Here is a 25,553-nt window from a genome sequence, read left to right as displayed (position 1 = left end):
GTCATTCTCCACTCGGTTAAGGCAGTTATGAAACTTCTGATCATTGAAGACGAAAAGAAAACCGGGACGTATCTTAAAAAAGGACTTTCAGAGGCGGGCTACATCGTTGATCTTTCCCACGATGGGGTGGACGGCCTCTATCTCGCCACCAGTACACGTTACGATTTAATCGTCCTCGACGTGATGCTTCCTAATCTCAATGGTTGGCAAGTGTTGCGCGCTCTGCGCAGTAACCAAGTAGACACCCCGGTGATTCTGCTCACCGCACGCGATCAAGTCGAAGATCGAGTCAAAGGCTTAGAACTCGGCGCCGACGATTACATCGTTAAACCCTTCGCCTTTGTCGAACTGTTGGCGCGCATTCGCACCGTACTCAAACGCCAGCAACCCACAACCCAAAGCACGACTCAGCTTTCCATCGCCAATCTCCATTTGGATCTGCTGCGGCGCAAAGTATTTCGTGACAAAGAACCCATCGCCCTCACTGCTAAAGAGTTTGCCTTATTGGAGCTGTTTATGCGCAAGACTGGGGAAGTGATGTCACGCAGCCAAATCGCCTCTTCCGTTTGGGATATGAATTTCGACAGTGACACTAACGTCATCGACGTGGCCGTGCGGCGGCTGCGCAACAAAGTCGACAAACCGTTTGAGCCAAAATTGATTCACACTGAACGTGGCATGGGCTACGTACTTGAGGAGCGAGAGCTTGGTTATGGGATTTAGATCGATCACCACTCGGCTGACATTCTCCTACTTTTTTGCCTCTCTGTTGGTGCTCGTTTCACTGAGTGCCGCGGTTTTGTGGGCAGTCAAACATCATCTTTATGAGCAAGATCGCTACAACTTACAGCAAAAGTTCAACACGATTAACGAACTAAGAGTGCGAGGCGATTTCATCAGCCAATACGGCCCTTTCTTTGAAAGAGGTGACACCAAACTCTGGTTGCTCAATGGCAATCAGGTGGAATACCAGTCTCAATCGCTCGCTTTGCCGAAAAGGTTCATCAACAAAGCCAGCATGGAACGCATTGATTGGCAGGAAAATGGCCATCACTACCGAGCCATCCGTTTCCCGCTGAGCAGTTCGCCAGACTGGTACGCGGTGTTGGGGCTGAACATCGACCTGCACATTACCTTTCTGTCCAACTTCAAAAAGGTGCTGCTGTGGATCACCTTTTTCGCCAGCATCGTCAGTGGCTTTCTCAGTTGGTTCATTGCGCGCAAAGGGCTCAAACCTTTGGCCAAACTTGAGCATTATGTGGATGCCATTTCTACTGAAGAGCTCAGTGTTCGCGTCCCACAGCAGCCCTTTCCGGAAGAGTTATTGCCATTGGTGGCGCGTTTCAACCGAATGCTTTCTCGCCTTCAGGGCGATTTTGAACGCCTATCGGAGTTTTCATCCGACATCGCCCACGAGCTGCGCACTCCCATCGGCAATATGATGACGCAAACCCAAGTGATGCTGGCCAAACCGCGTAGCGAGCAAGAATATCGCGATATTTTGGAATCCAACGCCGAAGAGCTCAGTCGTCTCACCAAAACCATCTCCGATATGCTCTATTTGGCCAAATCGGAGCACAACCTGTTGATGAAAAACAATGAGCCGATCGACCTCAAGTTGCTATTGGGGGATCTGGCGGAATACTACGAGCTAGCGGGGGATGAAAAGTCTCTCACCATTACCTGTTTTGGTGAAGGCCAAGTGGTCGGCGATAGAAACATGCTGAAGCGCGCGTTCGCCAATTTGCTCTCCAACGCGGTGCGCCACAGTTACCCAGAGAGCAATATCACCGTCGAGATTTTCCCGCATTTGATCGGCTACCAAATTGCCGTGACCAATCACGGAGAGACCATCGAATCCACGCAAATCCCACGCTTATTCGAGCGTTTCTACCGCGCCGACAAATCGCGCACTCACCAACAAAGTGGTGGCGCTGGCTTGGGCTTGCCCATTTCTCGTTCCATCGCCAAATTGCATGGCGGCGATATCTACGCCCAGTCCAAGCACGAGTTAACCACCTTTACCCTCACCTTGAGTGATGTGGTTATCCATCCGGCTCACTGAAATTTTTCACGAAACAGCTCAATCAGCACTTTGACCTTCTGCGGCAGATAAAGCGCAGACGGATAAATCAACGTCAGGTGCTGCTTGGGATGCGTAATGTGGGGCAACACTTCCACCAAGTTGCCCTCCTCCAAAGCGGGTTTGGAATGCACCATCGGAATAAACGCCACCCCTTGACCGGCTATCGCCATTGAACGCAATAAATGTAAGTCGTCTGACTTTAGCGCTAATGGCAAATTGGGCGCAAGCAAATCAGCACTGTAGCGGTTAGTGAGAAGACGATGATGACGCAAATCCTCAATACCAGTGATCTCAGGGTGGGCGGAAAGATAGGCTTTTGAGGCCACCAGATGCGAGCGATAGGGCAGCAAACTAAACTGCACATAGCTGTCATCACTCACTTTCACCATATCTGGCAGCAATTGAAGATCAAACGCTTGTCGTCGCAAATCGACACTCTGTTGGTGGTTTTCAATCTCCAACGCCACCGCTGGGTAGCGTCGGCTAAATTCCGTAATGATCGCGTTAAACGCCGCCGAAGTCATCAAGGCAGAAGGAATCGCCAAACGCACTTTGCCTCCTTGCGTTTGGCTGTGTTCAGACATCACTTTCAGCCCCTGTTGCAAATGCTCCATCGGCTGCCCCACCAGCTCCATTAAACGCTGTCCCTGCTCGGTCAGTTCAATCGAGCGCGTGGTGCGAATCAACAATTGGCACCCAAGTGCATGCTCCAACTCTTGTAGGCGTCGGCTCACTTTGGAGCGCTGCAACTGCTGCGCATGGGCCGCAGCGCTGATGCCACCATGAATCACGGTTTGGGTAAAGAGGTAAAGATCATCAAGATTTATCTTCATTGTCCTATTTTTAGCGCATTAGTGTCTTTATTTGCATTCTACTGCACAACCGCGCTCTTCTCTATAATCCTGCATCTTTACTCTTATTTAGGTAGGTATCATGACTGCTGACCATAAATTCCGCTTGTGGATGCGTACACTGATTGTCCTGTTCATTGTGCTATTTTTGTACATCATTGTCGCTGACCAACGCGTGCCAATGACCACAGAAGGACGCGTCCAAGGATACGTGGTGCAAGTCTCTCCAGAAGTTTCGGGGAAAGTGACGCAAGTAATGGTGAGAAACAATCAGCTCGTTCATCAAGGAGACGTGTTGTTTGAGATTGATTCACGTAAATATCAAATCGCCTTAGAGCAAGCGCAGCTCGCGTTGCAATCAGCACTTGAGCAAGAAGCCACGCTCTACTCACAACGTGAGGCGGCATTGGCCAATATTGCACGTGCACAAGCGACTTATGACAACGCCCATCGTGAATACTTACGCCTACAAAAGCTCTCCACACAACAGGTGATTTCACAATCTAGCCTCGACAACGCCTTTGCACAAAACCAGGTTGCCCGCGCTAACTTAAAAGCCGAGCAACAGAGCCTAAAAGTGATTGATACCCAGCTTGGTGATGGTCCAGGGCAGAGCACCTCTGTGCGCGTGGCGCAAAATGGTATTGAAAAAGCGCAGTTAGATTTGGCCAACACTCAAGTGCTCGCCCCCAGCGATGGCGTCGTCACTAACATGCAGCTAGACATTGGTACCATGGCAAGCAGTAACATGCCTTTGCTCACTTTTGTCCCGACAGGGTCACTTTGGGTGACAGGGGATTTTCGTGAAAAATCAGTCGCCAATATCAACTCACACTACCGCGCTATGGTTGCCTTTGATGCCTACCCAGGCCAAGTGTTCGATTTCTCCATATCTAGCCGGGATTACGGCGTTGCTGCGGCGCAGCAAAAGCCTAACGGATCATTAACCAGCGTAGAAATCAACAACCGCTGGGTACGTGACGCGCAGAGAACACGAGTCAACCTCGCCGTTGAGGACGCCATGCCACCCGCGCTGTTTGTAGGTTCTCGCGCTACCGTGGTGCTTTACCCGAAAGAAAATACCCTTTGGCGCTGGTTAGCCACAGGGCAAATTCAACTTGCGAGCTTCTTCCACTACCTTTACTAAGGGACGGCATGAAAACAAAACGAATTTGGTTTGGCTGCGCTTGCGGCCTTGCCCTGAGCATGCTCTTTGGTTGGTCTTATGGTTTTTTTGCCATCATGCTGCCACTGTTTATTTTGAGCCGTGCAGATCAGTTTCAGCTTTCTCGCCTACTGCTCGTGGTGTTCTCCGCCATCTGGACAACGTTACAGGCGACGTTTTTGCTTGAGTACTTGCAGTTCCACCCCGTGCTCATGACGGTGGCAGTGGGGCTGTTTTTCTTACTCAAGTGCATCGCCATGATGAACCCCAACACTTACTTGTTTGGCTATATGGGGTTATTAGTTGGCTCGATCGTGCTCAACTTTGCCAGCTACGATTTCATCGATATCGAAGATTTTAACCTCAACTTGTGGGTCATTTCCCTCGCGAACATTGCCATTTGCGCATTCGCCTATTGGCTGTTCCCTGAACAGAACACCACTCAGAGGAACAACACCATGACCACCCCCGTCAAAAGCGATATGGACTACATCAGTCAGGTGGCGATGGGCTGGGTTGTCGCCATGAGTGCCTTTTTGCTGTTTCAGTTTGCCGATCTTTATGACTCGCTCTCAGCGCAATCGTCGATCATCATCATTCTGACACCCATGACGTTAGCGGGCTCTATGGCGGCCGCAAAAGTTCGCGTCATTGGCACCGCGCTTGGCTGCCTTGCGGGCTTGGCTGTGCAGTTAATGTTGGGAAGTTGGTACGGCCACGGCCTGCTATTTTGGCTTGCTTTAACTATTGCGATGGGGCCGTTTTGTCATTGGTTCAGCAAAGGTCCGATCAAAAGTGCACTCGCGTTTTCTGCTATGTCGGCATTAGCGGTGCCACTTACCGCTATCGTCCCAGAAGGCAAAGACGCGTTCTTTTCGATTTTGTATCGCTTTAGTTCTATCTTTGTCGCCGTCACCGCCACGGCGATGTTGATGTGGGTAGTGCATCATGGAATTCGCGCGTTGCTATTCAAGCATCCTGAAATTCAGAATGTATAGAGAAACAGGAAGAGGAAGAAGAAGAAGAGAAAAAGCCACTGGCAACGTGGTCGAAAAAAACACGCTCACCACTAAGCAAGACGAGAACAAAGAGCGACTCGCTGTCATCGCTCTTCGGAAGTTCACGTTCGTTGCACAAGTCTCAGCCGGATATTCGCCAGTAAATCAGCCAGCCAGCTCTTTTCGCACTATCGCAGCGCCGGCGGCTAAGGCGTTGAGCTTAGCGGTGGAAACATCACGAGCAAGTGGCGCCATGCCGCAGTTGGTGCACGGGTAGAGTTTATCTGCATCGACGTATTTCAGCGCTTCACGCAAGGTGTTGGCCACTTCTTCTGGCGTTTCTATCTCGTTGGTGGCGACATCAATCGCGCCGACCATCACTTTCTTACCGCGGATCAACTCAAGCAGCTCAATCGGCACACGCGAGTTGTGGCACTCCAGTGAGATAATGTCGATGTTGGATTTCCGCAGTTTCGGGAACACTTCTTCGTATTGTCGCCACTCAGAACCAAGCGTTTTCTTCCAATCGGTGTTGGCTTTGATGCCGTAGCCATAGCAGATGTGTACTGCCGTTTCGCATTTCAGCCCTTCGATAGCGCGCTCCAAACAAGCGATACCCCAGTCGTTGACATCACCAAAAAAGACGTTAAACGCGGGTTCATCAAATTGGATGATGTCGACACCCGCCGCTTCAAGCTCTTTCGCTTCTTGGTTAAGGATTTTAGCGAACTCCCACGCCAGTTTTTCACGGCTGCCGTAGTAATCATCATAGAGCGTGTCGATCATCGTCATCGGCCCCGGTAGCGCCCACTTGATCGGCTGCTTGGTTTGCTGGCGCAAGTATTTGGCATCGTCCACAAACACTGGCTTAGTGCGACTTACCGGCCCCACGACCGTCGGCACACTTGCCTCATAACGGTTACGAATGGTCACCGTTTTGCGGTTTTCAAAATCCACCCCACTCAGGTGCTCAATAAAGGTCGTCACAAAGTGTTGGCGAGTCTGTTCACCATCACTGACAATATCCACGCCCGCCACCTCTTGCTCGTGCAAAGCGAGGCGCAGCGCATCGCGTTTGCCATCCGTCAGTTCATCGCCTTGCAGCTTCCATGGCGACCACAGTGTTTCCGGCTCAGCCAGCCATGACGGTTTCGGTAGGCTGCCCGCGGTGGAAGTAGGTAATAGTGTTTTCATCGTCATTCCCTTCTCGATTGTGCTGATTGCTTACGCGTAATTGGCCGACCATTGCTCAAGGAGCGATTGGTACGGTTTGATGAAATGCGCTTCGGCAAAGCGACCTTGTTCAATGGCCAATTGGCTGCGCTCTTCTCGGTCGTAGACGATTTGAGTTAACGAGTGGTCAAGGTTCTTCAAATTTGGTTGGTAGCGTTGCCCTGCCACGGCATTGGCGTTGTAAATCTCTGGGCGGTAGATTTTTTGGAACGTTTCCATGGTGCTGATGGTACTGATGAGCTCAAGGTTCGAGTAATCGTTCAGCAAGTCTCCAAAGAAATAAAACGCCAGCGGCGCAACGCTGTTTGGCGGCATAAAGTAGCGCACCTGCAAGCCCATTTTCTGGAAGTATTGCTCTGTGAGCGACGAGTCGTTAGGCAGATACTCATACCCCAACACCGGATGCTGGTTTTCCGTGCGGCGGTAGATCTTGTTGTCCGACACGCTCAGGCAGATTACTGGCCGTTTTTTGAAATGCTGTTGATACTCAGCCGAGCTGACAAACGCCTTAAACAGCTTGCCGTGTAGCTCTCCAAAATTCGCAGGAATGCTGAACTGAGGCTGATTTTTGTTGTGATCGAGCAACAGCACGCTGAAGTCATAATCGCGTACATAAGAAGAGAAGTTGTTGCCGACAATGCCTTCAATGCGCTCATTGGTTTTGCGGTCAAGGATGTTGGTTTTGAGCACTTCAATCGAGGGAAACGCTTCGCCACTGCCTTGAATATCGATATCCACGGAGATGATGTCCAACTCCACTGAGTAACGATCGCCGGTTGGGTTATCCCAGCTCGCCATGGCGTTAAAACGGTTGTCGATCATGCGAAGCGCATTGCGCAGGTTCTCTTGACGGCGCTGACCACGAGCCAAGTTGGCAAAGTTGGTGGTGATGCGCGTGTTGTCCGAGGGCTGGTAGTTCTCGTCAAAGCGAATGCGTTTGATCGCAAAAGTGAAATCGTTGTTCATGCTGAGTGGGTCTCCTATTTCCTTAGATAACGCTGACTTTTCCTCTCTGGGCATGGGGTGGTTGTGTTTTTTGGTTTTCCCAATCGCCAGTTTGCGCTGCGTTTCGTCTTTGACACAAAAACGCACTCACCTTGGCAAGCACCAGAGCAGTCCGGTTTTTATACTTGCTTCGCGACTTGAAGAATATTGGTATTGTTTCACATTGAACATGAAGGAAATTCATGGTTTAAGAATGAGCGGAGGTAGGAACAGCGCCTACCAGCCGCCAACAAGATGAAAGATGAAAGATGAGGTTTTATCTGTACTTATAGTCCGTAGCGAGCTCAATGTGCGCGCTATCCAATCAAAGAACAGCAGACCAATTTACAAGGCGTTACGCAACCACTCTATTGCGCCCTTGGGATTTTGCATCATAAAGATTGGCATCCGCTTGGCGATTGATTTCATCGACGCAGCTCGACGCATGCGCTTCAGCCAAACCAATACTGACCGTCACTGAGATCACCCCCTCGCGATAATGAACAGGCGTACAACCAATGGCTTGACGTATAGTCTCCGCACTCTTAAGCGCATGCTGCTGAGAAACACCCGCCAACAAAATACAGAACTCCTCTCCCCCCTGGCGGAACACATTTTCCTCTCCCACTACATGGGCCATTGTTTTCACCACAGACTGAAGAACACTGTCTCCTCCGTCATGACCGTATTCATCATTGATCGCTTTAAAGTGATCGATATCTAAGACCAATAAAAAGAAGGGTAAACCTTGAGTTTTCAGCGCTTGGTAACGATGTTTCAGAGCGAGGCGGTTATTGGTTCCAGTCAGCGGATCAAGCGTGGCCAACTTACTTAACTTGTTTTCCGTTGACTCGCGGTTGAATTCATACACATGCGCGATTGCAGAAATACTGAAATAACAAAAGGAGAAATTGATCATCATCGTAAACATATCAAAGTACTGTTCTAGGTAAAACTGATAAGTAATATTGACGATCTGAATCAGAAACAAACACACACTCGCAACAAAACCGACTTTGTAACCCAGCAACAAATAGTAAACGATAGGCAAAACCAGTGACCAAAAAAAGACACCGTAGACCGTTGGCTTAAGGAAAGTACCAATAATAACGAGCAGCGTAATACACAGTGACATAATGTACTTGTGACCGTTGAATACATTACCCCGATCAATTTGACGATAAACGTGCCAAGAGTAAAGCGCGTACAAGCCTTCCAACGTGCCAAAGATATAGCTCTGACTAACAACATAGTTACCAATTGCCATCAAGAAAGCTAAGCTTCCTATCCCGAGGCTCATGCCTTTGAGCACTTTGAGGCGCAGCGCTAAGCTGCCGCCGAGCTCATTTATGTTCATATTTCCATCCATGGATTCAATGTCTAAAAACATCAAAGATGATAACCTGATCAACTTATTGATAACAAGGGCATCAATGTATATGTGCACACGTATATTCAACAACTTAAACGATAAATTTCCAGTGACAGCACGCAATATGGACTGGTATTGGCCCGTCAATACTTACTTCTACGCGTTTCCCAAGGGTACCGTAAACCGTGGCCTGAGCGCCGAGTCAGCGGCGGAACTTCACATTGCACCACAGCAGGTACTGCAGTGGACATCTAAATACGCCAGTTTAACCACTGTCATGGGTAGTAACAAAAAGGGCTATGCCGCCGTCGACGGATTAAATGAAGCGGGGCTGGCAGTCAATGGTTTATACGATTCCCATGTCAGCTATGGACCTACTGACGGTAAAGGTCACTTCCTCAGCGCCAATCGCTGGGTCCAGTTTGTACTCGACCAGTTCGCTAACGTGCAGCAGGCTATTCAGTATTTTGCGACTCAAGACATTACGATTGTCTCGGAACTTTTACCCGATACCTCTGAGACTCAATCGCATCTTCACCTTGCTCTTTCCGATGCCGAAGGCAATTCAGGCGTGATCGAAGTGCGCAACGGTTGCTTTGAGCTGTATGAGAGCCGTCATGATACCGTAGTCACCAATCAGCCGGACTACGAGACTCAACGATTGTTAACGGCCTATTGGCAGTACATTTGGGGCCAAAGACCGAACGCTCCCGTTGAGCACCCAGTGTACTCCGCACCTGGAGGCAATAGCGCGACACAACGCTTTGAGCGCGCCAGTTATTACTTTACCTTTGCTCAACCCGCCCAAAAACGGCGTGAAGCGGTGTATCAAGCGAAATCAATGGTGGCCGCTTGCTCAGTACCTGTACACTTTAACCCGTATCACGCGGAGAAAGCCTCCTACACGATTTGGACGAACCTTGCCGATCACCACAAGAAGAATTACTCCCTGTCCAACACCGTGAGTATGAACACACTGTCGCTGCACTTTTCTCCCGAACTCACGACATGTCGACGCTTGTTGCTGCAAAAAGAAAAATCAACCAAATCAGCTTGCCCGATAAACGCAGGCGACGTGACTGACCACCTTGTCATTTGTGACAACCCATTCAGCTAGTTTTCCTTTGCGTCTCCCTCGCAGATAACATCTGCGGGGGAATCGACTGAGGAAAAAGGCAACTCAACGGCGATTTGGTGAAGCGGTTTGTCGACGCCCAAGTTTATCTGGGGAACAAACACAAACAGCATAAAAACAAAGAGTTGGAAGGCGGAAACTTCCATCACCATGTCTGTGATTTTGATTTACTTGATCACGGTTAGGGGTTGTGTGTGGTGGCTTGTTTTGGACATAATTGCGTTTTGGGAATCTAACATTAGCACTTCATTTTCTAAGGAGAAAGATGCAAGAACGAAATATAAAGTATGGAAAATGGCTCACTAGGGAGCCATTTTATGTTCGTAAGTAGAGAACTCGTGAACACCGCTATATCCTTTTACTCTCCAACTTTCTTTTTTAGCCTCGCAAAGGCTTACATTAAGCTCTTCTAGCCAAGATTTAATCTCTTGAAAAAGCTCTTCAATAAGGGAGCGAGTGTAGGTAAGCCAGTCATTGAATTGTCTAGAACCAACTCGAGATGTAAATTGACCGTGTCCAAAAGCATTGCGTAAACCGACAAGAGCATCGAGCCTACTAAGGTCAAGGTTTGAATGATCTATTCCTAGAACGTCCATATTCATCTCAGTTACTACTTTATTTACATTTGAAAAAGTCATAACTAAGTCGTCAACATTTACATCTGTGTCAAGGCGAGTTGAGTTGAAAGTATCTATGTTATTCAGAACATCTGTTGTTAATTTATAATGTCCTTTTTTTACTTTCTTCTTCATATTGCTCATTTTTTCAGACAAGGTCTTATGAGAGTCTATATCGTATATGTTCTTTATCATATCTATATAGCTAACAAAAAAACTAGCTTGTTGTAGCCAAACGGCACGAATGTTAGGAGTATGCTCACAAGCAGATTTATCAATGTCTTTTAAAGATCGGAAACATAGCGCGATTGAAGATGTAAATTGACTTTCCCATGAAGAATAAATCATTGGGATAGATATCTTCCTATATTCATCTGCAAGATTTTGTTCATTCGTAAGCTTTTGTAATGCTGTATGGATAGACTCAATAGCAGTCAATACTTTCAGTGAATCACTTCGAGCATCCTCTAATTCAAGAAGAATAGCTTCAATATTTAGCAATGACATTACTTGAATGCCTCCTCGCCAATTTCTAAGCGACGTTTCAATTTTGCTTTAGTATTAGAGCCCGAACCAGTACACTGGGTAATTTGATCTCGCTGAGTTTCCCAAAGAGCATCTAGTTTATCTGCGACATCAGAAGAAGATAACTTGTCGATATTCTTATACACGCCAGTAGCTACTATATCTAATAGATTTGTACTAAATTGTCCACTTGGCGTATTATCGGTTTTTCTGAATCTAAATGCTTTTCCATTGGGGCAAGCAGCGTTAATTAGAGCGAACGTACGCTTGATTTTCATTTCAATTTCTGCATTGATAGCATTTGTTTCAGATCCAATGTACATAAACTCATCTAAAAATTCGTCAACATAATGGTCGAAGTTGTCGGCGTGTAGAAGGCTAGCAAGAGTCCGAAGCAAGGCTTCTTCACCAGCTTGGGTCTTTTGTTTATCCTTGCTCAAGCCTAAAGCACCAATAACATCATCATTAGCGGCTAAAGTTCTTAGTTTATCAGCGAAACCATTCCCTACAAGTCGCGCGGTGCAGTTTCGAATCTCTTGATCACTCAACTTAGCACCGGAGCGATTTAATCTTTTGAAAACATTATATTTGGTTTGAGTCTTAGTTTCTTGCTCAAGAATAACAATATTTACTCGAGCATTCTTAATTGTACGAGTAACTTTATCTGGGAGATCAGCTGCGCTCCATCCTTCTAAACTTGGAATAATCGGCGCACTACCTAAAACCGTCGGGTTTTTAAGTTCATTTATACTGCCACAAGCAATACCTGATTCTATTTCATCTTTTGTGAAGATATCTCGAGCGAAGAACCTAATAATTGTACTTATACGTTGAAGTCCATCAATAACTTCCTGCCTACCCTCTTCATCAATGTAGAAGAAAAGAGTTGGGACCGGTATGTTGAGGAGTAAAGATTCTATAAATTGAGTTTGTCGCTCCATATCCCAACGAAATAACCTCTGATATTCAGGTGATATTTTTATATCACCTTCCTTATAGAGGTTAATTATTTCTCGCCAAGAAGTCGTATACGAATCCGTTGCTATTTCTTCTCTATTCGTTCTTATATCTTCCAATAAACTAGCGATGTTTGACGTTTCACTCATTTTATTACCCTTATTATTTCTTCATAATAAACTTTATTATCCGTATATTTTTTGGACTTCGAGTTTATAGATGCCATTGTAATTCTTAAATCATCTTTTCTCATGGACTCAGTATTAGAAAAGCCTATATTTTCAGCCATTTCCATATATATTCCAGGCAAATCTATAGGAACCTCTTTATAATAAGAGTTTTGAATCACCAAATAAGCAGATGCATTACTTTTCATCACTCTATAGAGTTCCATCAAAGACCGATAAGCACTATCAAAATATTGTATTTTATTCTTGATATAGTAATTTTGCGAAGCATATGACTCATGATTATTGATACTATCAATAACACTATTGCATAGTTTTCCCCATTCTTTTCTACCAAACTTTTCTTGAGAGTATATTGCCGTAGTGCCTATCGTGTTTTCACGAATACCTCTATAGCCATCCTTTCCTGATAACAATAGCAGTTCTACTTGAGTTGACACAGCATAGTCAATTCGAGTTAAGTATGGAGGGGAAGTTATGATTAAGTCCACATAAGCGTCAGGTACCGGAAGAGATGTACTACTAGCTTCAAAAATACTAAATTCGCAAGATTCAGTGCCACTGTATACGATGTCCAAATCCTTGAACATATTCTCATAATTTTTTTGAAAACATAGGGTAAGAGCTTTAAATGAGATGCGTTGATTAGGTTCTGTTTTATTAAACCAAGTAGGATTTGAGCCTTTCTTGTATCCCATAACTTGACGATTAGTGACTAAAAGAACCGCTTTAAAAAATGATTCTATCGGGTTAAGTTTCCCTGTCGGAGTGTCATAAAGTCTAAATTCTTCTTTGATTGAAAGAAGTAACTTAATAACTTTCTCCCCCAACTCTTCGCTCATTATTTCGCCAAGATGCGAGGCTTCAACCTTTTTTCGGGATTTCCTTGCACGATCAATTATGCGACTCAAACATTCATCGAGTACCGGTTTTTGATTAACTAATGAGGATGCCTTAGCTGATGAAAAAACAGCCATAGCTTTGTTGATATCAACGCCGATACAGGTAAAACCAAGTTTTTGACAAACTATGCCTGTAGTCCCACTTCCGATCCATGGGTCCAATATAATTGAATCCTGATCTAGATTAGTTATTTCATTATTGATTACAGAGCGAACAAAACTTTCGGAGTAACCCGCATAGTATGGATACCAATTGTGGACATTTACCTTTTCTGATGAGGTTCTTTTCGCGTTTGCAATCATTTATTTTAAACCTAGGTGAAACTAAAATGCTGCATTAGAGGCAGCAAAAAAAATTCGTCCGATTATATAGAAATATCCATACTAACGCTAGATTGAACCATAGCACGTCTATTTGTTAGTAATCAGTTATGTCACGCATCATGTTGGAATTTACCCCGATATACAACACAGGCTTCACCACGAATTCAATACAAAATGGATAATTGTTGGTGAGGAAAAGCTCACAGACAGGTTGTGACTAAGTAAAAAGTCTAGCCAATAATGGGCCAATCCCAACTTACCAATCCCCTCACTTCGCCCCCCTCCTTCCCTTTTTCACCACTTTCGCAGATACTCTGCGCGTTATTGTTTAGTTGGAAATCCTTATGCCTCAAGCCAATTCCGTTGTCGTACTCGACTTTGAAACCACTGGTCTCTCACCGAACTTGGGGGATCGCGCGATAGAAATTGGTGCGGTAAAACTGGTGAATGGCGAGGTGGTGGAGACGTTCCAGCAGTTGATGAACCCTGGCTTTCGGGTCAGTTCCTTTATTGAAAGCTACACCGGCATTACCAATAACATGCTGCGCAGCGCGCCCAGTTGCGATGAGGTAATGGCATCATTTAGTGAGTTTATCGCGGGTGAAAACCTGATTGCGCACAACGCCTCATTCGATAAACGCTTTCTGGATGCAGAGCTTGAACGAATCCACTGTGGCTATTCTGGCGAGTTCGCGTGTTCTTTATTAGTGGCAAGGCGGCTTATCCAAGACGCGCCATCACACAAGCTTGGTGAGTTGGTTCGTTATAAAAACATCGACAACGACGGCGTATTTCACCGAGCGTTAGCCGATGCTCAAATGACGGCCAAATTGTGGCTACTGATGGTGGAAGAGTTACAGCACTCAGGTATCGCCAACCCAAGCTTTCAATTTATGCAAACCGTGAGTAAAACCACCAAAGGCAAAGTGGCTCAGCTACTGGCAAAAAGCCGCGCATAACGCGCGGCGATTCAAGCTTTCCTTTCCGAGATCCCGGTGCTAGCTCGGCGCTCTGTCTGAGATTACCTTGCCATCTTTAATGGTGATGATACGTTTGGTGCGCTCGGCTAAAGCGTTGTCGTGCGTCACAATGATGAGCGTTCTGCCTTCGGCGTGGAGTTGATTAAACAGCGCTTCAATCTCCGCGCCCGATTTCGAATCCAGCGCGCCGGTCGGTTCATCGGCAAGAATGATTTGCGGATCGTTCACCAAGGCTCTGGCAATCGCCACCCTCTGTTTTTGGCCGCCGGAAAGCTGGTTTGGTTTGTGGTCTAGCCTATCCCCCAGCCCCACCTGCTCTAACAATTTGGCCGCGCGCTGGCGGCGCTCTTTGGCTTTGATGCCAGAGTACACCAGCGGCAAGGCCACGTTATCTAGCGCAGTGGCGTATTCCAGCAGGTTGAAGCTTTGAAAGACAAAACCGATCTTCTGATTGCGAATACTTGCCAGCTCGTTGGCACTTAAACTCGCAACGTTCTGGCCACCGAGTTGATATTCGCCCTCGGTGGGTTTGTCGAGGCAGCCGAGCATGTTCATTAGCGTTGATTTGCCAGAGCCCGACGGCCCCAAAATGGACAAAAACTCGCCTTGGTGAATGGTGAGGTCAACGCCGTCTAGCGCACGCACTTCCGCCTCGCCACTGGCGTAAAATTTGCAGATGTTGGTTAGTTCAACCAGCGGCGTGTTCGACATTTTCTCTCCACAATCTTGCTTATTATTCACTTTGTAACGCCTCCAATGGGCTCACTTTGGCCGCTCGGTTGGCTGGCAACCAAGCCGAGGCCACACCGATGATCACCAAGGTGGTGATCACAATCGTCACCACCATCCATGACAGCTCTGGCACAGGCTTGCCAAGATCTTCATAAAAGACGTTGCCATCGAGATTGATGGCGCTGATGGCCGAAACCAGCGCGTACGTCACGCTCAAGCCCAGAACACCGCCGAGCATCATGGTCATTAACGATTGCACCAAATAATGCAAACGAATCGCGGTGGGCGTGGCACCAACGGCCATGCGCACGCCAATGTCTCGCGTCGAGCGCTTCACCGTGGCGTACATCACGTTGGCAATGCCGACACCCGCCACCGCTAGGGTGACGAAACCAATAATGCCAAGGAAGCTTTGCAGGCCAATCAAGAACTGCTGCATGCTTTTTTGTTTGAGGAACATGTCATCCACTTGCACCACTTGCTCATCACTGACGCTCGCGCCGTGTTTGCGTGCAATCACTTGGCGAATGGTCTGCGCCAGTTGAATGCGGTTGGCGTGTGCTTGTGGCTCGACATTAATGCCGCCAATCTCGCCATTGGCATGGAATCGCTTCCAAGTCGCCAGCGGGACAAAGCTTGAGTAGTTGATCAAATCGCCTTGTTCGATCTCGGCACTGTTCTTTTTCAACACCCCAATCACGGTGAACACTTCACTGCCAATTTTGACTTTTTGGCCGACAGGGTCGACTTGTAAGGTCACTGGCGCGAACCAACTGAAATCTTCCACAGGGTTGAACAGATCCGCCGCCAAGGAGTAACCCAGCACCACCACTTTGCGCATCTGTTTTTGATCGAGTGGATTGAACCAGCGCCCACCCTCTCTAGGCGCAAGTTTGGTCATTGCGGCGAATTCGGTAGTCACGGCTAACGGCTGTTGCCATGAACCGCGGTCACCCACGGTAATCGGCTCATTCCATCGCGCGGTTGGCGCAACGCTTTTCACCTCTGGCAAGGCTTGAACCACACCCACATCCTCGATTTTCAGAGTCAGAAATTTGCCTTGATGGAATGCGCCGTGATCGATACTGGCCATCCCGCCTGTTAAATAAATCAGGTTGCCGTTGCCATTTTGCGCAGTTCTCAACACGCCCTGACGAATGCCTTCCCCCACCGCCAACATCGCCGCAATACACAGCGTTGCCCATGCCACGGCAAGAATGGTCAAGCCCAGTCGCAGCTTCTCTGCGGCCATTTCTTGAAAGATTTGTCTCATCGGTAGCAGCATGGTTACGCCCTCGCACTTAACGCAATCACGGGCGTGAGGCGTGAAGCTCGTCTTGCGGGGAAATACGACGCCAACAGCGCCAAAATCAAGGTCACAAGCAAAGACCAGACAATGGAATCGCCCGTTATCACCGGAAAACCTAACCAATCAGGTAGCGCGATGGATCTCAGTAACCCCACCACCAAATAGGCCACCAGCAATCCAAGCGCCGTCCCCACCGCCACTAAGAACAATCCTTCCAGAATAAACTGGCTGAGTATCGATTTTTGCGTCGCGCCAATGGCCAAACGCACCCCAATTTCTCGCGTACGTTCCGTCACTGAAAGGAACATGATGTTGGCCACTCCCAAGGCGCCCACCGCCATGGTCATGGCACCACTTGCACCAAGGAAGATCTGAATGCCACGGAAAATCGCGGTGATCAGTGCTGCGCCTTCGCTGAAATCGGGCAAGTTGATCGCCTCTTTATCGCTCGGGTCAAAATGCAGTTGCTTAGCGTAAAATTGAACAATCGCTTGTCGAAATGACGCGCCATCCATGCCATCCATCGGCTTGAGCATGATCATCTCCGGTTTGGCATTCCACAAATCGCGGAAGGTGGTTTGCGGAATAAGTACACTGCGGCTTTCACCAAATGAAATGCCCATATCCTCACTGGCGGTGATGCCAATGATCAAAAAAGGAATGCCATTCACGTTGAGCGTGTCACCGATTTGGATTCCTCCCATTTGCGCGATTTGATTCCCCAGCACTGCCACACGGCTATGGTTGCGAATATCGCTGGGCGACAAATAGCGAGAGCCGGGCATCAATTTGAGTTGCAATAGAGACAAGTAAGAGGAATCTATCCCGCTGACGTTACTCATCAAGTTTTGCCCGCGCTGATTGGTGACTCTGGCGTCCGATTTGGCGTACACACTTGAGGCCGCTTTCACAAAGCCCGATTGTGTGATCATATCGACGTGATCTTGCGAGAGCTGAACTTGGCGTCGCGAAGGAAGGCCATGCCACGGCTTGCTGGTGCTGGATGGAAAAGCGACTTGCACGTTGTTCACCAAAAACGACAACTGCTGAGTTTGGTGACGATAAAATCCCTCACCGAGGGCGATCAGCACCACCACGGAGATCACCCCCCAAGCAATGGCAATCATGGCCAACACGCTTTTCATGCGGTGCGCCATCAACGTTTGCCATGTTTGTTGCAATAACGCGCTCATGAATGAAAAGCTCGGGAGATGAGGGCCATGATATCGTCATCGAGCTTACCCGCGGTTTGCAGCAACGCGATTCGCTGGCGCCAGTAGTTGTACAAATTGGTTTGCAGGCTGTGTTTAGCCTCAAACAAGCTATTGTGCGCGCTGATCACATCGGAGACTTCCAACAAACCTGCATCATAGAGTTTCTCTTTGCTGGCCAATACGTTACCGCGAGAGGCCACCAGCTCGTTGGCAATCAACACTTGGTTCCAGTTGATCTCAACCTGAGTAAATTGCTGAATCACGCGCTTTTGGATGTCGATTTCGACTCGGCGCATCTCTTGTTTGGCGCTCAATATGTTCAACGACGCTTCATCAACTTTGCTCCTCACCGAGCCGTTGAGATCAATCGGCACACTCAACGTCAGGCCCGCATTAAACTCGCCGTTGGAGCGTTGATCACCATCGCTGTAACCCACACTGCCTCTGAGGGTCGGGTAATAGCCCCCTTTGGCGGACTGCTTTGCGAACTCACTGGCTTTGACCATTTGCGCCGCCACCAGCAGCTCTGGGCTACTGTCTTTGGCTAACTTGAGCCACTGCGCCTGAGAGGTCACCAGCATCGGCGGTTGAATCAGAGTGTCGGTGCGAATTTGATCCACGCTCTCTGGCACTTGGTTGATCAGTGCCGCCAGTTCCGCTCTTTTCACTTCAAGATCCGCTTGGGCATTGAGAATCGTCGCTTGCTCAGAGACTTGCGTCGCGCGCATCTCTTCCACGTCCACCGATTTGACCTTACCCGCTTGATAGCGCTTCTCGATGATTTGCAACAGTTTGTTGCCCTCATCCAGCTTGGTTTGCGCCAACACCAAGTCGCCTTGCGCACTGGCGAGATCCAAATAGGCAGCGAGCAGTTTCTGCGCGAGTTCATTGTGCGCTTGAGACAATTCCAGCTCCGATTTCAGGTAGTTGGCTTTTGCTTGATCTAAGCTCGACCACAAACTGCTGTCCCAAATGGTTTGCGATAAGGTTGCACCATAACTGTTGGAGCTGTTAGCCGATTCACTCCAATTGAGTGAGGCGCTGGCGCTGAGATCCGGCAACAACGCACTGCGGCTGCTGTCCACGCCCGCTTGGCCCAGTTGCACGCCAATCTTGGCTTTTTCGTAATTCGGATCGTTTTGCTTAGCTTGCTGCCAGGCTTGCTCAATGGAGATGGCATGGCTGGGTACACTCAGCGTCGCCGCCAGCACGGCCAAGCCGATTTTCGATAGTTGCTTGTTAACCATGCGCGCCTCCCATCATCATGCTGTTGTCGATGATTTCTTCATCCAACGCCACGCCATCCAGCACTTCAACGTGAATGCCATCAGAGAGCCCCAACTGCACAGGCTGCGCGTGGAAACCTTGTTCGGAGCTATCTGGGATCAGCACATGAGGTGCATCGCCTTCAAACTGCAATGCGCGCTCTGGCAGCGTTAAGACGTTTTCAGATTTCTTCAGCGTGATTTTCGCCGTTGACGAGAACCCCGAGCGCAACAAGACTTCGCTTGGAATGTTGAGCTGCCCTACTTCAACTTCAAAACCGTTATCAAAACTCTTGGCAGAGGCATTACCTTCTGGCGAGTTAAGATTCTCTGATTGAATCGCCACTTTGGTGAGCACACCAGAAATCGCCACATCTGGATAGGGAGCAACGGTGAGCATAACGGGCATCCCCGGGGAGAGCTGCGCCGCATCATGCTCACTGACGCTGCCTTTAAAGATCAAATTGTTCATGTCGGCTAACGACATCATTTCGGTCGCGGCCTGACTCGATTGCGTGGAAATGATCGGCTCGCCAACTTCCACTTTTTGGTTGAGCACCGTGCCATCAATGGGCGCGTAGATCGTGGAGGTTAAGCGCGCATCACCAATAGAGGCCTCACCGCTGCGGATCAGTTCGAGATTTTGCCGTTTTTGCAGCACATCCGCTTGGGCGGATTTGACCGTCGAGCGCGCACTGACATACTCATCGTAGTTTTTCGGGATGATATTTTGCTTCACCAAACTTTCTAGGTTGGTGAGTTTTTGCTTGGCGGATTCGAGATCAGCTTCGCTGCGCATTAACGCCGCCGAGGCATCCGTTAGGGCTTGAGGGGTCGGGTTTGGACGCACTTTGATCAGCGGTTGACCTTGCGTGACCTTTTCACCCACTTTCGCGTAAATTTCCCCGACGATACCATCAATTTGCGACTTAATTGACACGGAATGCGCTGGAACAATTTTGCCGACCGCCACCGCCTGTTTTTCAATGGTGCCCGTTGTCACCACAAGCGTGGGAAAAGCGTCCGGCTCCGCCGAAGATTGCAGATAGAAATACGCACCACCGCCGAGCAGCGCTACGCTCACAGCAGAGACAAGCCAACGTTTCGTCATTATGATTCCAGCCATTATTAGGTAGTCGAATGACTACACCTCATACACAAAGTTGCAGGAATCATATCGGCTTTAATGTCTGGACATTGTCAGATTTGGTATTGCTATGTCAGAGGGAATTGACAAAAACTTATGCAGAAAAATTACGAAATTCATTGTAACTTCGGATAAAAAAGCAAGTTATGGACGCAGTAGCAACATTCAGCTTGGCCGATCGACATCGGTAATATCCCCGCCCACATTGATTGAGATAGTAATTTGTCAAAAAACACGCATAATCTTGCTATCAACACTCAAAGAAGAAATGACCTATGACTGATTTTCAATACTACTTTCATCAACTTCCTTGTTTTGACTGCAAAAAGACCACAGTAAGCACGGATCTGGGTTGGTTAACGGCAGCAATGAAAGAAGATGTTATTGCTCAAATGGCTGAAATCATCGCGCAAGAAAACGTTGAAGCGGATCTTTCTGTGAACGTAACGTGCACAAAAGAAGAAGCGCGTGACTACTTATTGCTGAACTTCTACGGCTATTCAGACGAAGAACTGGCAGACCAAGTGGAAGCAGAAGACGAGCAAGAAGTCGCGGATGAAATCGCTGAGCTACTCGCCGATGGCAAAGAGATGGTGGTTTTCGAACACGAAATCGCACTGCAAAGCTGCACCGATTGCGAAATTGACGAATAACTCAACACGCAGTGCATGATGGTTCATCGTGCTCAGTTTGATTGAAAGCGTTAGCCCCCTTGCGTGGCTAGCGCTTTTTTGTCGTCAAAGGTTGGCGGTTTCGCATCAGACATCCCAATCAATTATTTAAATGAGAATCAATTGTAATAACGGCACAGTTTCTTTATTCTTGCCTCACCCTTTCACGGCATAAGCACAACAACATGAGTGGCCATTCGTTTTTTGAGCATCTGTTCGAACACTCACAACACGTCACCCCTTATCTGCATGGCGCGATCAAACCGCCGCCAGAAGTCTGCGCCGAGCATGGGTTTATCCATATCGATCACGCGAGTTCCGAGCCTATCCGCGCGCTGTATGAAAGCCTCAAACTCGCGCATCCCGAAGCTGGGGCGGCCTATTGGCTGACGCGCACTTGGACGCTGCTCTGCTGGCAACCGCTGTATGTGGCGTTTATTGCCATCTACTCTTGCCAAGGGTTGCCAAAGCTTTCATCCATAGGCCAACACGTTCAACCACGGTTCGTCAGTGGCTATCAATTTGACGACCATGAATATCGTCAAGGCAGCGAGCAAGAATTGATTGCCCATGCAGGCAAAGAACTCTGCGCGCTCTTCGACTACTTCCGCCAGGAGATGAGTCTCTGGACCCGCATCCGCCCCGGTTTTACCCAACACTTGTTTGCGGATGGCGTATTCGGCTGTTTGGTGAAACTTAGCCAGTTTTATCCCGCCCTTTCGGGCGACTATTTCCTTGAACACGCGCGGCTGTGGCTTGCAGCCTGCCAGTTGCCTGAAAAGCTTATCCACTCTCTTCGCTACGATGAAACATCACGACAGCTTTGCTTGGTGCGCACCAGTTGCTGTTTAGTCTACAAATGCCAAGGGCGAAAGCTGTGTCGTGACTGCCCGAGACATCCAGATAACAAACGCGAATAACGTGAAGCGCGATCATCCGCATCAACGGTGCGTTACATATCCAATGATAGAGAGATTGATTGTGAAAATAATTCTCATTGCAATTTCCACATGCTAAAGTGAACGGCTCGTAGCCAATAACTAACTTCCTATTTCGCTTATGTATCAACTTGTCGATGCGTCGTTCGAAATCGACGATAAGGTGATCCTCTCTCCGACCAATCTCACGTTTGCATCGGGGAAAGTCACTACACTGCTTGGTCACAATGGGTGTGGTAAATCGACCTTAATTAAATTGCTGAGTCGGCAAAACGCGCCAACGCAGGGGCAAGTTCTGTTTAACCAACAGCCAATCGCTTCGCTCACCAGCTTAGCGTTTGCCCATCAAGTGGCCTACCTTCCCCAACATCCCCCCATCACAGACGGAGTGACGGTTCGTGAGCTGGTCTGCTTTGGGCGCTATCCGTGGAAAGGGGCCTTTGGTCGTTATGGCAAAGAAGACTATGCGATTGTCGATGAAGCCATTGAAAAAGTGGGCTTAACGGCGTTTGCTCAACGCTTCGTTGCCACCTTGTCCGGCGGGGAACGACAACGCGCTTGGGTCGCGATGCTGCTCGCACAACAAAGCCAGTGCATTTTGCTCGACGAACCGACTTCCGCCTTGGATGTGGCGCATCAACATGAGCTGTTAGCGTTGATCCGCGAGCTCAATCAATCCATGGGCTTAACCGTGATCATGGTGCTACACGACGTCAATATGGCGGCCAAGTTTAGCGATCACCTTGTTGCTCTCCACTCCGGAAAAGTGATTGCAGAAGGCGCCCCTCAAGCGTTAATGACGCCAGAAACATTGATGAAAATCTATGGTATGGAGCTCGCGTTATTCGCTCACCCCAAAACGGGCAAACCGATCAGTTACATCCCTTAAATCAGAAGGAATCTGTTGTGAAAAAAATCATCTTGATGCTCTCTGCAGCCTTGGCATTCAACAGCTATGCTCTCGACATCCCCCATGAAATGGGCACCGCTTCTTTTGAAACCACGCCAAAGAAAGTGGTGGCACTCGATTGGGTGCTCACCGAAACCGTACTCAGCTTAGGCGTTGAACTTGAAGGCGTGGCAAACATTAGCGGCTACCAACAATGGGTGGCCGAACCCCATCTAAACGCCGATGCGATTGATGTCGGTTCACGCCGAGAGCCTAACTTAGAGCTACTGAGCAACATCCAGCCCGATGTGATCTTAATCAGCAAGCATCTCGCGGCCGCTTATGAGCCACTCAGTAAGATTGCGCCGGTTCTGGTTTACAGCGTCTACAGCGAAGAAAAGCAACCGTTGGAATCGGCCAAACGCATTACTCGCTCACTCGGCAAGCTGTTCGATAAAGAGCAGCAAGCGGAGCAAGTGATTGCGCAAACTGACCAGCGTCTTGCGGCCAACGGGGCAAAAATCACCTCAGCCGGAAAAGCCGACAAGCCCTTGCTGTTTGCTCGTTTTATTAACAACAAAACCCTGCGTATTCACAGTGAAGGCTCTTTGGCTCAAGACACCCTCAATGCGATGGGGCTCAAAAACGATTGGCAGGAACCCACCAATCTTTGGGGTTTCACCACCACCGGAACAGAAAAACTGGCGGAACATCAAAAAGCAAATGTGATGATTTTTGGCCCTTTGAGCCAGGAAGAACGCCAGCAGCTGACGCAGTCTCCGCTTTGGCAAGCCATGGAATTTAGCCGCACCGATTCTGTTTACGAACTTCCTGCCATTTGGACCTTTGGTGGATTGCTGGCCGCGCAACGATTGAGTGATCACATGACTGGACAACTCACCCAGCCAAAATGAATACCTTAAACATCACAGCCCCGGCCAAAGGGCGATTTCCTTTTAAAACCGCAGCGTTATTGAGCGCGGCGGTTTTACTTATTGGTTTACTGCTGCAACTCACCGCACCCTATTCCCAAGGTATTGGCCTGATTTGGAACACTCTCTTCCATTTTGATGCGTCGAATTATCAGCATCTCATTACGCATTTAACCTATTTGCCGAGGCTGAGCGTTGCCATTATTTGCGGGTTTGCTTTGGCGGTGGCTGGGTGTGTGATGCAATTTGTGTTACGTAACCCGATTGCCTCACCAACCACATTAGGCGTCGCGGCGGGCGCTGAACTGGGGATGGTATTGGGAATTTTATTGCTCCCGGCGAACTTGGCGATACCTGGTTTTGTACCCGCGTTTATCGGCGGTTGCCTAGCCACTGGGCTGGTGTTTGTCTTGAGCGCGGCTAGAGGGTTTTCGCCCTTACACATGGTGCTTGCGGGCATGGTGGTGAGTCTGTTTTTGGGCTCACTCAACACCATGCTCTTGATGCTCAATGAGCAGCGCCTGACCAGCATTTTTGTGTGGGGAGCGGGTGTGCTCAACCAAAACGACTGGTCGAGCACGCAAATGCTGTTGCCTTTGGTTTTGATCCCGACGATGTTGCTTTTACTGCTGCAACGGCCATTGTCTGCACTGCAGTTTGGTGACCATGTCGCCACTTCGTTAGGCGTTAACATCAAGCAAATTAAACTGTTGTGCTTATCATTCGCCATCTTCATTACTGCTGCGGTGGTCAGCGAAGTCGGTTTGATAGGGTTTGTCGGCATCGTTGCGCCCGCAATAGCGAGAATGCTCGGCGCTCGAACGCTGGCGAAGCAAATTCTTACCAGCGGCGTGATTGGCAGCGCGATTCTGCTTATCGTCGATTTGCTGATCCAACCTTTCTCTGGTGTGGGGGGTGAACTGCTACCTACCGGCGCCATGACGGCCTTAATCGGTGCACCATTTTTGTTGTGGCTGTTGCAACGAAGTAAACTCCAGTCCGATCTGAAAGCACGCTCTGAACACATCGAACACTATAAACGGGTTAACGCTCGATACGTGCTAACCGCGCTGGCATTGGTGCTTTCCATCGTTTCTCTATTCGCGCTCTTGTTGGGTAAAAACCAATTTGGCTGGAGCTTTGGCCTCACTCAATCGCTCTTTGAGCTGCGTGCACCACGTCTGCTGGTTGCGCTGATCGCCGGGATAGGGCTGGCCTTTGCTGGCACCATTATCCAGCGCATCTCCGGCAACCCCATGGCTAGCCCAGAAGTATTGGGAATCAGCTCTGGCGCGGCGCTCGCCCTTGTACTCGGTTCGCTATTTGGTATTGCCGTGGGTAGAGAGCAGCAAATGTTGTTGGGTACGCTGGGTGCGGTCTCGGTGGCAGCAGTGGTGTGGTTCATGGGGAGAAAGCATCACTTCGCTCCGACACAAACCTTGTTGACCGGCATTGCCTTAAGCGCCGGTTTGGATGCCCTGCTCAGAGTCGCCATGAGCTCAGGACACGACAATGCCTCCGCTCTGCTCACTTGGTTGTCGGGTTCCACCTACTTAGTGGCCAGCAGTGACGTTGTGTTGCTCGCCATTGGCGTAGCTTTGGTGGGTGGCATCGCCTTGTCACTAAGCCGCTGGATAGCGTTAATCGGCCTAGGAGAAATCACCGCCAACAGCATCGGCATGAATGCCACGCTGGTCAGGTTGGTGCTGTTACTACTGGTGGCCGCACTCACCACGTTGTGCACCATTGTGATTGGCCCACTAAGCTTTGTTGGCCTATTGGCTCCGCATATGGCGCGCTCACTGCATCAATACCAAGCAAGACCACAGATGCTCACCGCAGCACTATTGGGGGCGACCATTATGGTCTCGGCGGACTGGATTGGGCGAACCCTTTGGTTCCCATGGCAATTCCCCGCTGGTCTCTTGGCCTCTTTGATTGGAGGTGGCTACTTCCTTTATCTGATGAGGCGTTAATCTTCCTCAAATGAAAAAAATCGCTCACCGTAGAAGGCTTAACGTTCGCCTTCTACGGTCACTGTAGCGTGACTTTTTAAATTGTATTTTGGGAACTAAAAAGCAATAAATGGCCATAAGATAAATTTGTGTTTACCATGTGGGGAAAACACTAAGCCTATGT

General features: G+C 48.7%; 23 protein-coding genes. 11 read left to right on the top strand and 12 right to left on the bottom strand.

The window, feature by feature from the left end:
• Positions 1 to 27 precede the first annotated feature (27 nt).
• The gene (locus AOT11_RS18510; RefSeq protein WP_017421443.1) at positions 28 to 723 is read left to right on the top strand and encodes a heavy metal response regulator transcription factor; all 696 of its coding nucleotides are present in this window, start codon (positions 28 to 30) and stop codon (positions 721 to 723) included.
• Positions 674 to 2,065, top strand: a complete 1,392-nt coding sequence (locus tag AOT11_RS18505; protein WP_017421442.1) for a heavy metal sensor histidine kinase — start codon at positions 674 to 676, stop codon at positions 2,063 to 2,065. Before AOT11_RS18510 ends, AOT11_RS18505 begins: the two co-directional genes overlap by 50 nt.
• On the opposite strand, the gene AOT11_RS18500 is transcribed toward AOT11_RS18505, so the two are convergent.
• On the bottom strand, positions 2,059 to 2,919 hold the full coding sequence (locus tag AOT11_RS18500) for a LysR family transcriptional regulator (protein WP_017421441.1): 861 nt from the start codon (positions 2,917 to 2,919) through the stop codon (positions 2,059 to 2,061). The two genes, AOT11_RS18505 and AOT11_RS18500, sit on opposite strands and share 7 nt — an antisense overlap.
• Before the next feature lie 100 nt (positions 2,920 to 3,019).
• On the opposite strand from AOT11_RS18500, the gene AOT11_RS18495 reads away from it, so the two are divergent.
• Entirely contained in the window at positions 3,020 to 4,084 is a 1,065-nt protein-coding gene (locus AOT11_RS18495) for an HlyD family secretion protein (protein ID WP_026050521.1), read from the top strand.
• 8 nt (positions 4,085 to 4,092) lie between these two features.
• Positions 4,093 to 5,100 carry a DUF2955 domain-containing protein gene (locus AOT11_RS18490; protein ID WP_017421440.1) on the top strand — a complete coding sequence of 336 codons (1,008 nt, stop codon included), beginning with the start codon at positions 4,093 to 4,095 and terminating at the stop codon, positions 5,098 to 5,100.
• Positions 5,101 to 5,265: 165 nt separating this feature from the next.
• Here the strand turns inward: AOT11_RS18490 and AOT11_RS18485 are convergent, their stop codons facing one another.
• The 3 genes from AOT11_RS18485 to AOT11_RS18475 all read right to left on the bottom strand — a co-directional run bounded on the left by AOT11_RS18485 (position 5,266) and on the right by AOT11_RS18475 (position 8,674).
• The gene (locus tag AOT11_RS18485; RefSeq protein WP_086016754.1) at positions 5,266 to 6,294 is read right to left on the bottom strand and encodes a methionine synthase; all 1,029 of its coding nucleotides are present in this window, start codon (positions 6,292 to 6,294) and stop codon (positions 5,266 to 5,268) included.
• A gap of 30 nt (positions 6,295 to 6,324) precedes the next feature.
• Positions 6,325 to 7,299 carry a DUF1852 domain-containing protein gene (locus AOT11_RS18480; RefSeq protein WP_026050520.1) on the bottom strand — a complete coding sequence of 325 codons (975 nt, stop codon included), beginning with the start codon at positions 7,297 to 7,299 and terminating at the stop codon, positions 6,325 to 6,327.
• Positions 7,300 to 7,672: 373 nt separating this feature from the next.
• Positions 7,673 to 8,674 carry a GGDEF domain-containing protein gene (locus tag AOT11_RS18475; protein ID WP_017421437.1) on the bottom strand — a complete coding sequence of 334 codons (1,002 nt, stop codon included), beginning with the start codon at positions 8,672 to 8,674 and terminating at the stop codon, positions 7,673 to 7,675.
• An 82-nt stretch (positions 8,675 to 8,756) separates the two neighbouring features.
• Between AOT11_RS18475 and AOT11_RS18470 the strand changes: the two genes are divergently transcribed.
• Positions 8,757 to 9,806: a linear amide C-N hydrolase gene (locus AOT11_RS18470; protein ID WP_026050519.1), complete on the top strand. Its 1,050-nt coding sequence runs from the start codon at positions 8,757 to 8,759 to the stop codon at positions 9,804 to 9,806.
• A gap of 320 nt (positions 9,807 to 10,126) precedes the next feature.
• Here AOT11_RS18470 and AOT11_RS18465 read toward each other — a convergent pair whose 3' ends face one another.
• From AOT11_RS18465 to AOT11_RS18455, 3 genes are read right to left on the bottom strand one after another with little or no spacing between them, the layout of a single operon-like run.
• On the bottom strand, positions 10,127 to 10,948 hold the full coding sequence (locus AOT11_RS18465; RefSeq protein ID WP_017421433.1) for an MAE_28990/MAE_18760 family HEPN-like nuclease: 822 nt from the start codon (positions 10,946 to 10,948) through the stop codon (positions 10,127 to 10,129).
• Positions 10,948 to 12,072 carry a DUF262 domain-containing protein gene (locus tag AOT11_RS18460; protein ID WP_017421432.1) on the bottom strand — a complete coding sequence of 375 codons (1,125 nt, stop codon included), beginning with the start codon at positions 12,070 to 12,072 and terminating at the stop codon, positions 10,948 to 10,950. Before AOT11_RS18460 ends, AOT11_RS18465 begins: the two co-directional genes overlap by 1 nt.
• Positions 12,069 to 13,316 (bottom strand): DNA methyltransferase, encoded by a 1,248-nt coding sequence (locus tag AOT11_RS18455; protein WP_089529835.1) that lies wholly within the window; start codon positions 13,314 to 13,316, stop codon positions 12,069 to 12,071. Before AOT11_RS18455 ends, AOT11_RS18460 begins: the two co-directional genes overlap by 4 nt.
• A gap of 365 nt (positions 13,317 to 13,681) precedes the next feature.
• On the opposite strand from AOT11_RS18455, the gene AOT11_RS18450 reads away from it, so the two are divergent.
• Complete coding sequence (locus AOT11_RS18450) at positions 13,682 to 14,296, top strand: 3'-5' exonuclease (RefSeq protein WP_017421430.1); 615 nt, start codon at positions 13,682 to 13,684, stop codon at positions 14,294 to 14,296.
• Positions 14,297 to 14,335: 39 nt separating this feature from the next.
• Here AOT11_RS18450 and AOT11_RS18445 read toward each other — a convergent pair whose 3' ends face one another.
• From AOT11_RS18445 to AOT11_RS18425, 5 genes are read right to left on the bottom strand one after another with little or no spacing between them, the layout of a single operon-like run.
• Positions 14,336 to 15,028: an ABC transporter ATP-binding protein gene (locus AOT11_RS18445; protein WP_058666317.1), complete on the bottom strand. Its 693-nt coding sequence runs from the start codon at positions 15,026 to 15,028 to the stop codon at positions 14,336 to 14,338.
• 22 nt (positions 15,029 to 15,050) lie between these two features.
• Positions 15,051 to 16,334, bottom strand: a complete 1,284-nt coding sequence (locus tag AOT11_RS18440; RefSeq protein WP_017421428.1) for an ABC transporter permease — start codon at positions 16,332 to 16,334, stop codon at positions 15,051 to 15,053.
• A gap of 2 nt (positions 16,335 to 16,336) precedes the next feature.
• Positions 16,337 to 17,551, bottom strand: coding sequence for an ABC transporter permease (locus tag AOT11_RS18435; RefSeq protein WP_017421427.1), 1,215 nt, complete (start codon positions 17,549 to 17,551; stop codon positions 16,337 to 16,339).
• Positions 17,548 to 18,819 (bottom strand): TolC family protein, encoded by a 1,272-nt coding sequence (locus tag AOT11_RS18430; RefSeq protein WP_017421426.1) that lies wholly within the window; start codon positions 18,817 to 18,819, stop codon positions 17,548 to 17,550. Before AOT11_RS18430 ends, AOT11_RS18435 begins: the two co-directional genes overlap by 4 nt.
• Complete coding sequence (locus AOT11_RS18425; protein WP_026050518.1) at positions 18,812 to 19,948, bottom strand: efflux RND transporter periplasmic adaptor subunit; 1,137 nt, start codon at positions 19,946 to 19,948, stop codon at positions 18,812 to 18,814. The genes AOT11_RS18430 and AOT11_RS18425 overlap by 8 nt, the downstream gene beginning before the upstream one ends.
• Positions 19,949 to 20,259: 311 nt before the next feature.
• Between AOT11_RS18425 and AOT11_RS18420 the strand changes: the two genes are divergently transcribed.
• The 5 genes from AOT11_RS18420 (at position 20,260) to fhuB (ending at position 25,390) form a co-directional block, all read left to right on the top strand.
• A complete protein-coding gene (locus AOT11_RS18420; RefSeq protein ID WP_017421424.1) occupies positions 20,260 to 20,637 on the top strand; it encodes a hypothetical protein in 378 nt (125 codons plus the stop codon).
• Positions 20,638 to 20,840: 203 nt separating this feature from the next.
• Complete coding sequence (locus tag AOT11_RS18415) at positions 20,841 to 21,575, top strand: siderophore ferric iron reductase (RefSeq protein ID WP_017421423.1); 735 nt, start codon at positions 20,841 to 20,843, stop codon at positions 21,573 to 21,575.
• Positions 21,576 to 21,714: 139 nt separating this feature from the next.
• Positions 21,715 to 22,482, top strand: a complete 768-nt coding sequence (locus tag AOT11_RS18410) for an ABC transporter ATP-binding protein (RefSeq protein WP_017421422.1) — start codon at positions 21,715 to 21,717, stop codon at positions 22,480 to 22,482.
• Positions 22,483 to 22,499: 17 nt separating this feature from the next.
• The gene (locus AOT11_RS18405; protein ID WP_017421421.1) at positions 22,500 to 23,396 is read left to right on the top strand and encodes an iron-siderophore ABC transporter substrate-binding protein; all 897 of its coding nucleotides are present in this window, start codon (positions 22,500 to 22,502) and stop codon (positions 23,394 to 23,396) included.
• Complete coding sequence (gene fhuB, locus AOT11_RS18400; protein WP_017421420.1) at positions 23,393 to 25,390, top strand: Fe(3+)-hydroxamate ABC transporter permease FhuB; 1,998 nt, start codon at positions 23,393 to 23,395, stop codon at positions 25,388 to 25,390. Before AOT11_RS18405 ends, fhuB begins: the two co-directional genes overlap by 4 nt.
• The last annotated feature ends 163 nt before the right edge of the window (positions 25,391 to 25,553 follow it).

It is taken from the genome of Vibrio vulnificus NBRC 15645 = ATCC 27562, assembly GCF_002224265.1.
GTDB lineage: Bacteria > Pseudomonadota > Gammaproteobacteria > Enterobacterales > Vibrionaceae > Vibrio > Vibrio vulnificus.
This window is presented reverse-complemented; position numbering and strand designations above follow the sequence as displayed.